The sequence below is a fragment of the Pseudomonas sp. LJDD11 genome (assembly GCF_024584215.1).
In the GTDB taxonomy this organism is placed as follows: Bacteria; Pseudomonadota; Gammaproteobacteria; order Pseudomonadales; family Pseudomonadaceae; genus Aquipseudomonas.
On record NZ_JANJFL010000070.1, the window covers coordinates 1 to 864 of the forward strand.

General features: G+C 52.3%; 2 pseudogenes. Both read right to left on the reverse strand.

The annotated features are described in order from the left end of the window. Positions 1–545 (reverse strand): annotated as a pseudogene (locus tag NRB16_RS28760) (hypothetical protein); the annotation flags it as partial. Then, positions 532–864, reverse strand: a pseudogene (locus tag NRB16_RS28765) (hypothetical protein); the annotation flags it as partial. The pseudogenes NRB16_RS28765 and NRB16_RS28760, both read right to left, overlap by 14 nt.

Genomic DNA, 864 nt, shown 5'->3' on the forward strand with positions numbered 1-864 from the left:
CCATATTTGGTTGGCACGAGACGGCTGCTGAGACAGGCAATCACACTTTCCCAAGGGATGATGCAGGGTTTTTCGCCGCGCTTGGCCACATAGGCCACTTCGCGACGCTGACGGTTGAAGCGGATAGGCGGGATACGGGACAGGACCCAGATGGCGTGGAGGATGGGGAGGCCGGTGATTGATGCTATAAGTGTCAAAATAATCGGAAGGAAATTGCCTCCGGTGAACATAACTACAATGACTTCAAAAAAGGGACGATCCAATGCTATAACGCCGACCAAATCTAAACCCAGCGCAGTCAAGAAATAGAGAAGGCTTACTCCTAAAACGCTGCCTATGAAAAATCTGATGGAAAGCTCAAAAGAAGCTTTGCCTAGCATAAAGTCCATGTAGGTTTGGTTAGCGTTCTTTTGCAGTTCCCTGCCACTGAAAGGTTTGACTCCAGTCGGTAATGGCAGTGGCGCCAGATAAAAAACTTGCTGGTCTGGCTCGTGCTCAGTATCACCGGCACGCGGGAGGCGGTCGTATTTATTATCGGTTGTCATTGATGGGCTTTTCGCGGCTATCTTGGGGGAGATAATCAGGGGCGAGGACGATCGTTATTTGCTTTTTGCGTGACTTCTTTGACGAAGATTTTTTGCTCTTGGTCTCGGGCGGTGCGGACAGTTCTTTAAAGTAATCAACCAAGGTCTTGCCCCGATGCAGCACCTTGTGCACCTCTTTGCTCTGTTCAAGCAGCTCAGCACTGGGCTGTTGCCATTGCTCGGGCGGCAACGGCTTTGACCATTGCGCAACCTCACGCGGCAGGCTTTTCCTCGGCAGGCCGTTGATCCAGGCTGCCAGGCGGCAGGGCAGGTGCCAGCC